The sequence below is a fragment of the Streptomyces sp. NPDC045287 genome (genome assembly GCF_056432325.1).
Window position 1 is genome coordinate 178,465 of record NZ_JBWKJG010000017.1, and the last position, 7,363, is coordinate 185,827.

6 protein-coding genes are annotated in these 7,363 nt (G+C 71.6%); 5 read left to right on the forward strand and 1 reads right to left on the reverse strand.

Annotated elements, in window-relative coordinates:
* Positions 1-9 precede the first annotated feature (9 nt).
* The gene (locus AC07D6_RS26195; protein WP_479048237.1) at positions 10-618 is read right to left on the reverse strand and encodes a CGNR zinc finger domain-containing protein; all 609 of its coding nucleotides are present in this window, start codon (positions 616-618) and stop codon (positions 10-12) included.
* A gap of 97 nt (positions 619-715) precedes the next feature.
* On the opposite strand from AC07D6_RS26195, the gene AC07D6_RS26200 reads away from it, so the two are divergent.
* The 5 genes from AC07D6_RS26200 to AC07D6_RS26220 all read left to right on the forward strand — a co-directional run bounded on the left by AC07D6_RS26200 (position 716) and on the right by AC07D6_RS26220 (position 6,861).
* A complete protein-coding gene (locus AC07D6_RS26200) occupies positions 716-1,504 on the forward strand; it encodes an MBL fold metallo-hydrolase (protein ID WP_479048240.1) in 789 nt (262 codons plus the stop codon).
* Between the two features lie 514 nt (positions 1,505-2,018).
* Entirely contained in the window at positions 2,019-2,888 is an 870-nt protein-coding gene (locus AC07D6_RS26205) for an AraC family transcriptional regulator (protein WP_479048243.1), read from the forward strand.
* 478 nt (positions 2,889-3,366) lie between these two features.
* On the forward strand, positions 3,367-3,819 hold the full coding sequence (locus AC07D6_RS26210; protein ID WP_479048246.1) for an adenosine deaminase family protein: 453 nt from the start codon (positions 3,367-3,369) through the stop codon (positions 3,817-3,819).
* A 604-nt stretch (positions 3,820-4,423) separates the two neighbouring features.
* Positions 4,424-5,302 (forward strand): D-alanyl-D-alanine carboxypeptidase family protein, encoded by an 879-nt coding sequence (locus AC07D6_RS26215; protein ID WP_315881659.1) that lies wholly within the window; start codon positions 4,424-4,426, stop codon positions 5,300-5,302.
* Positions 5,303-5,565: 263 nt separating this feature from the next.
* Positions 5,566-6,861 carry a phospholipase D-like domain-containing protein gene (locus AC07D6_RS26220; protein ID WP_479048249.1) on the forward strand — a complete coding sequence of 432 codons (1,296 nt, stop codon included), beginning with the start codon at positions 5,566-5,568 and terminating at the stop codon, positions 6,859-6,861.
* Positions 6,862-7,363: the final 502 nt, after the last annotated feature.

Genomic DNA, 7,363 nt, shown 5'->3' on the forward strand with positions numbered 1-7,363 from the left:
TGGAGTGGGTCATGCCGAGGTGCCGCTGCGCCGCGCGTAGGCGCGGGCGGCGCGGGCGCGGTCGCCGCAGCGCGTGGAGCACCAGTGGCGCCGGCCGTGGGTGCGCAGGAGGAACCGGTCGCAGGGGGCGGAGCCGCAGACCGCGAGAAGGTCGGCGTCCGGGCCGGTGATCAGGTCGGCGGAGTCGGCGGCGAGGGTCGCCAGCGCGTGGTTCACGGCCTGGTCGGTGGGGTGGGCGTGGACGCGGCGCGGGCCCTGCGGACCGTCCCAGGCCAGCAGGGGCGCCGTGGGCACGGCCGTGAGCGCCTTGTTCACCGCCCGCAGGGACTGCTCGGGCGGGGTGGTGCCCGCGACGCGGGCGGCGAACAGGGCGCGGATGTGACCGCGCAGGGTGCGCATCCGCTGCGCGCACACCTCGTACAGCCGCACGTCGGGCGGGGTCAGGGCGTGCGTGGCGAGCCAGCGCATGGCCGAGTCGGGGGCTGCGAGCAGGTCGTAGCTCTGGTCGCCGGGCAGGGTCGCGGTGGTGTCGGCGAAGTCCAGGGAGGCGTGCCGGTCGGCACCCGGAGCCGGGGGCAGAGCGGCCTGCGTGATGTCGGCAGCCACGATCTCTTCCATGCCCTCATGGTATCGCTTGCTTTTTTCCGTGACACCCGCCTAGCCTGACCTCACGGAAAACACAGAGTTGAACCGTGAGAAGTGAGGAATGGCGAGTATGTCTCAGCGCAGCGTCGAGCAGGTCCCGGTCCGCACGTTCGGCGGCCCCACCGCCCTCTTCGAGTACGGCGGTCTGCGGTTCCTGACCGACCCGACCTTCGACGGCCCCGGCGACTACGCCTCGCCCGGACCGACCTTGGTGAAGACGGCTCCCTCCACCGCCACCCCCGCCGACCTCGGCCGCATCGACGTGGTCCTGCTCTCGCACGACGAGCACGCCGACAACCTCGACCACTCCGGCCGGGCCCTGCTCGCCGACGTCCCGCTCACCCTGACCACCCCCGACGGCGGCCGGCGCCTCGGGGAGAAGGCCAAGGGCCTGGCCGACTGGGAGTCCGTCGAGCTGGACCGCCCCGGCGGCGGCACGGTGACCGTGACCGGCGTGCCGGCCGTCCACGGCCCCGGGACGCGTGAGGAGGTCGAGCGGATAGCCGGCCAGGTCGTCGGCTTCGTCCTGACCGGCGAGGGCCTGCCCACCGTCTACGTCAGCGGCGACAACGCCTCCCTGGACGCCGTCAGGGAGATCGCCGAGCGCTTCGCCCCGGTGGACACCGCCGTCCTCTTCGCCGGAGCGCCCCGCTTCCCCATGATCTTTGACGGCGAACTGATCGTCCTGGACAGCGCCCAGGCCGCCGAGGCCACTCGGATCCTCGGCGCCCGCCGTGTCGTTCCGGTCCACCACGACAGCTGGGCCCACTTCACCGAAGGGCGCGACGAGTTGGAGGCCGCCTTCACCGCCGCCGGCCTGGCCGACCGCCTGGACGGGGACTGGCGCCGGCCCGCCTGAGTCGGCCACCAGAAACGATCACGCTCCCACGGGCGGTACCCCCGCGGCGGGACACCCCTGCCCGCTCCTCCTGGTGGGGCCCGGCGTGAGATCGGGCCCCCGGCCGGTTCGAGGGCGGCGGGGGCCGCGTCCGGGACCTGGGCGTCGCGTTCACCGACATCGACTGCGTCGAGGTGGATTCCTGAGGGGAGCGCGGGCGCGGCGGACGTCGTTTCCTGCGACGGGGTGCTCCAGCCGGCGGAGCCGAGCGTCGTGGGTGGCGGAGCGGCTGGCGACGACGGCGTGGGGCGCGTGTGACCTCCTCGGTCGCCTACGGGGCGCGCTGGGCCCCTCCCGCATCGACCGGCAGGGATGTGCCGACGATCCGGACGGGTTTGCCCTTGGGCAAGCGGTGGACGGGCCGTGTCGGCGTGTGCCGCTCCGCGACGGTCCAGGCGCATGATCGGATCGGACCGCAACGATCGGGTACGGCCGGAGTGCCTGCTGCCAGGGTTGGAGTCGAAAAGGAGGCCCCATGATCTCGGCACTCAACCAACTCGTCGATCTCGTCGAGGAGCACCTCGCCGAGGAGATCGACGTCGACGGGTTGGCCGGGGCGCTCGGCACGACCGAGTACCACCTGCGCCGGATGTTCTCGTCGTTGGCCGGTATGCCGCTGTCGGAGTACGTGCGGCGGCGGCGCATGACCGTTGCCGCCGCCGACGTCGTCCGGGGCGCGGGAGATCTGCTGGGCATCGCCGTCCGGTACGGATACGGCTCGAGCGAGGCGTTCGGACGCGCGTTCCGAGCCGTCCACGGCGCCGGCCCCAGTGACGTGCGCCGTGATGGAGGCCCCTTGCGCACGCAACCGCAGCTCAGGTTCCGCCTGACCGTCGAAGGGAGCATCCCCATGGACACCCGCCTCGTCGGCCGCCCCGCATTCCGGCTGGTCGGACACGCAATCCGGGTCCCACTCGTTCATCAGGGCGTCAATCCGCACATCCAGGAGCACATCGCCGCACTGTCGCAGGAGGAGCACCTGCGGCTGAAGGCCCTCAGCGACACCGAACCCGAGGGATTGCTGCAGGTCAGCGACGACCTCGATCCCGACGGCAGGGAGGGCAGCGAACTGACCTACCTGCACGGAGTCGCCCTCAGCCGGGACACGCCGGTCCCGGACGGGCTCGACGTCATCGAGGTGCCGGCTGGAATGTGGGCGGTCTTCCGTACCAGCGGACCGCATCCGCAGGCCCTGCAGACGACCTGGGCGGCGACCGCGACCGAGTGGTTCCCCTCCAACCCGTGGCGGCTGCGGCCGGGTCCCTCGATCGTCGCGGTCCTCGAACACGCGGACAATTTCACCACCGCGACCTGTGAGCTGTGGCTTCCCGTCGAACCAGCGTGACGCACCGTCGACCGGCGAACGCGGTCGAGCGCTCAGGATGACGGAACCCGCCCACGCAAGCGCTCAGTCGCAGGACCCGTGACCGCGTGCCTCGTCCGGAGAGCGGGCGGGGCGGATGGCGAGGCCCACCGGCAGGAGCGCTCGGACACAAAACCCTCACGAACGCCACCTTCGCTCTGTCTTCTCTGCTTTCAGTCAAACAGTGCGAAAAGCGTCAGGGTGCCGCCACCGATGGCTATTCCGGCATGAAATGCCCCTCATAGTGAGTAGATGCGCACTTTGGGCAGGAGGGGAAACCGTGACCTGTGGCGGTCCTCCGCCTCCCTCCGCCCCGCCTCCAGGGAAAGGCCTGGGTCCCATCGGTCCAACTCGACTCTGAGGCGGCGAGCCCGAGAGGTGTGCAACGAGAAACGCTCTCGATACGTGAGGCAGCTGCCTCGCGGGGGACGGGTCCTACCCGGCGGCGCCCTTCGCCGGGGTGCTCCGGGCCGCCCGCGAGGCGGGACTGCACCTGGTGCACCACGCCGGGGAGACGGCCGGCCCGGCCAGCGTCCGGGAAGCGCTGACGGCGGGGCGCGCGGAGCGGATCGGCCACGGCATCCGGGTGCTGGAGGATCCGGACCTGGTGGCCGAGCTGCGCAGACGCCGCGTGCCGCCGGAGGTCTGCCCCTCCTCCAACGTCCTGCTCGGGCTGGTGCCGTCGCTGGCGGAGCACCCGCTGCCGCGTCTGGTCGAGGCCGGGCTGACGGCCACCCTGAACACGGACGGGGAGACGTCGCTGACGGCGGAGTACCAGCGCACCCGGGAGACCTTCGGGTACGGCGACGCCCAACTGGCGCACCTGGCCCGCGCCTCCACCGAGAGCAGCTTCGCTCCCGAAGCATGGAAAACGCAGGTCAGTGCTGAGATCGACCGATGGCTGAGCAGATGAGGGGCACGGCACCGGCGGGGACCCGCGGCCGGCCCGCGCCGGAGGCGGGCGCCGGACCGGCTGGTGCCGACGGCGGCCTCGTGCCGTTCGTGGTGGACCGCCCGGTGGCACCGGGGGCCGCGGTACCCGGCGGGTCGACCGTACCCGGCGATCCGGTCGTACGCGGCGATCCGACCGTACGCGGCGACCCGGCCCGGGGCGGGTGCCGTCGGCCGCGCCCGGCCCGGTTCACCGGCCGCCCGGCCCTCTATCATTGGGCTGCCCATCACTCGGCCGGGGTCGCCGTCGCCGCGATCGACACCTCCGACGAGACCCTGGGTGAGGGGTGTGCCGGCGGCGTCCACCGGGGCGCTGCCCCCGGCCGCCGCCCGCATCGCGCGGACCGGCCGGCGGCGTCGCCCTCGGCCCCCGTAGGATCGGCGCCGCCGCCCGAACCGCCCTCGCCCTCCACGGCGTCCGGAACGGAAGACGCCGAGGGGCTCACCGGTAAGCACGGCCGCTTCACCGCGCATCCATGGGGGCGCCTCACGAGTCTCATGAGGCGGCGGCTTCCTCACATGGCCGTACAGCAGCTGCAATCGGAGAACCCAACTTGAAAATCGGCATGAAGAACAGGCGCTACGTGACGGTGGCCTGTGTTACCGCAGGATCCATCCTGACGGGCGGGGCGTTCATAGCTCCGGCGCACGCCGCCACCCCGAAGGTGCCCACCATCGTCGCCAAGGGCGGCTTCGTCATGAACAACGGAACCGGAACGGCCCTCTACACGAAGGCCGCGGACACCCGGCTTTCCACCGGTTCCACAGCCAAGATCATGACGGCCCAGGTGGTGCTCTCGCAGAAGAACCTCAACCTCGACAGGAAGGTCACGATCCAGAAGGCGTACAGCGACTACATCGTTTCGAAGAACGCCTCGTCGGCCCGTCTGATCGTCGGGGACAAGGTGACGGTGCGGCAGCTTCTGTACGGGCTGATGCTCCCGTCCGGCTGCGACGCCGCGTACGCCCTGGCCGACACCTACGGCAGCGGCTCCACGCGGTCGGCGCGCGTGAAGTCGTTCATCAGCAAGATGAACGACTCCGCCAAGCGCCTCGGCCTGAAGAACACGCACTTCGACTCCTTCGACGGAATAGGCAACGGGGCGAACTACTCGACGCCGCGCGACCTGACGAAGCTCGCCAGCAACGCGATGAAGAACTCCACGTTCCGCACCATCGTGAAGACGAAGTCCACCACGCAGAAGGTCACGATGAAGAGCGGTGGCTACCGCAACATGTCGTGGACCAACACCAACAAGCTGCTCAGCAGCTACTCGGGCGCCATCGGCGTGAAGACCGGCTCCGGGCCGGTGGCGAAGTACTGCCTGGTCTTCGCCGCCACGCGGGGCGGCAAGACGGTCATCGGCACGGTCCTCGCCTCCTCCTCCGAGGCCAACCGCACCGCGGACGCCACCAAGCTGCTGGACTACGGCTTCAAGAAGTAACACGGCCGGGATCCCACGGGCGTGGGGCCGTTCACGACCTTCCGGTCGCGAACGGCCCCACGTCGTTTGCCGACCCGCTGCCGGTGTCCGCGATCCGGCACCCGGGCCGGCGCCCGAAGCCCGCCGCGTGGCCGTCCGCCGCGGACCCCGATGCGCCGGGCCGCGGCCGTCGCCGTCGACGGGGACCGGGCGGTGAGGCCGCACGAGGTCCACGAACACCCACCGCGGCAAACCCCTTCCGCCACCCGGGTGACAATGCCCGCATGGTACTGATCAAGAAGAAGCTCAGAACGGTCGTCGCCGCACTGGCCCTGGGCGCCTTGGTGGCGTCACCGGCTGCGGGCGCCGAGCCCGCCCCCGCGGTGACCACGGGCCCCGTGTTCAACGACCCGACGGGCGACACCGCCGCCGAACTCCGCATCCTGCGCCACCTGGTACAGCTCGTCGACGGAGCCGAACCGCAGTCGACGATCCGGGTGTCCCTGTACCTGTACCAGTCGCAGTGGATGACCGACAGGCTGGCCGCCGCGCACAAGAGGGGCGTCACCGTCCAGGTGGTCGTCGACCACGACAGCGCCTCCACGGCGCTGGAGAACCTGAAGAGCCAGCTGGCGTCGCCGGGCGGTACGGACTCCTGGGTACGCACCTGCAAGAGAAGCGAAGCCTGTCTCGCCAAGGACCCGGGCACCACGGCCGCCGACCCGGACGGCACCTACGACAACGTCAACCACAACAAGTTCTTCCTGTTCTCCCGCACCAAGGGCACCGGCACCGTCCCGGTGGACGACGTGGTCGTGCAGTCCTCCGGCAACCTGACTTCGTCCGACGTCACGTCCTGGTGGAACGACGCGATGACGGTGGCCGGCAACAAGGAACTGTTCGACGCGTACACGAAGTACTTCGACGACCAGGCGGCGGCCGCCGCCGGGCAGAGGCCGCAGGTCGACGACTACCCGTACGACGTCCAGGCGGGCAAGGCCAAGGTGTACTTCTTCCCGCGGGCGGACACCGACGTGATCGTCAACATCCTCAAGACGGTGGCCCCGGCCGGCACCGAGAACCCCTGCGCCGGCAACACCCCGCGCTCCGCGACCTCCCCGGGCTTCGGCACCTCCGACGGCCGGACGAGGATCCGGATCGCCCAGGGCCACATCACCCGCCCCGAGGTGGCCGAACAGCTGTGGGCACTCGCCGACGCGGGCTGCCACATCGACATCGTCTACCGCAAGCTCGACAACTGGCCCCTCAGCCAGACCGCGCGGACGCGGGTGGCGGACTGGCTGACCAGGCCGACGGCGAAGGGCCGCATCGTCCTGCACCAGCTCCACAACGACGAGCGCGGCGGCACGGGGAGCCACACCAAGTACCTGCTGATCGAGGGGACGTACCACGGCGGCGTCGACAAGAAGATCGTCTTCACCGGCAGCCACACGTACACCCTGACGGCGCTGCGGTACAACGACGAGACGCTCCTCAAGTACGAGGACCCCGCGGTCTTCGACGCCTATCTGGCGAACTTCGAGGCGCAGCGGGCGGCGGCGGAGTCGGAGGGCCTGTAGCGGGGCCCGGACGGGACGCGGATCGTGCCGACGGACACCGAACGCTCCCGCGTCACTCCTCACGGAAGCGCCCCGCCGCCCGGACAGCCCGCCGTGGCCCCCGTACGGGCGGACGGCCGGGCGGATCGGGCCCCGGACCCGCCCGGCGTACGGCCGCCCCGTGCGCGTCCCGGCGGGCAGCGTACCTCGTCCGCTCCGGCCGGGCTCTGGTGCGTGCGGGCCGCACCTGCCGCACCGGGGGCGGTCCGCGGCACCGGACCGCGGCGGCCCGGGCGGCGAGCGGCAGGTGGCCGGGGTGGCACGGCACGGGGCCGTCGTGCCGTGGCCGCGGGCGGGCCGGTGACGAGGCGGTACCCGGTGTGGACGGGCACGCACGGGGCCGCGGGTGTCCGGGCCAGGGGGCAGGGTTCAGCCGCGGGTGACGGCCCGTTCGATGAGGGCGACGGTGGTGCGGGGGTCGTCGACCTCGACGATGAGGCGGTCGTAGGTCTCGGCGTCGGAG

Bases quoted from the DNA above. Each gene is read 5' to 3' on its own strand.
- AC07D6_RS26195 (WP_479048237.1), bottom strand. From the start codon at position 618: ATGGAAGAGATCGTGGCTGCCGACATCACGCAGGCCGCTCTGCCCCCG.
- AC07D6_RS26200 (WP_479048240.1), top strand. From the start codon at position 716: ATGTCTCAGCGCAGCGTCGAGCAGGTCCCGGTCCGCACGTTCGGCGGC.
- AC07D6_RS26205 (WP_479048243.1), top strand. From the start codon at position 2,019: ATGATCTCGGCACTCAACCAACTCGTCGATCTCGTCGAGGAGCACCTC.
- AC07D6_RS26215 (WP_315881659.1), top strand. From the start codon at position 4,424: ATGAAGAACAGGCGCTACGTGACGGTGGCCTGTGTTACCGCAGGATCC.
- AC07D6_RS26220 (WP_479048249.1), top strand. From the start codon at position 5,566: ATGGTACTGATCAAGAAGAAGCTCAGAACGGTCGTCGCCGCACTGGCC.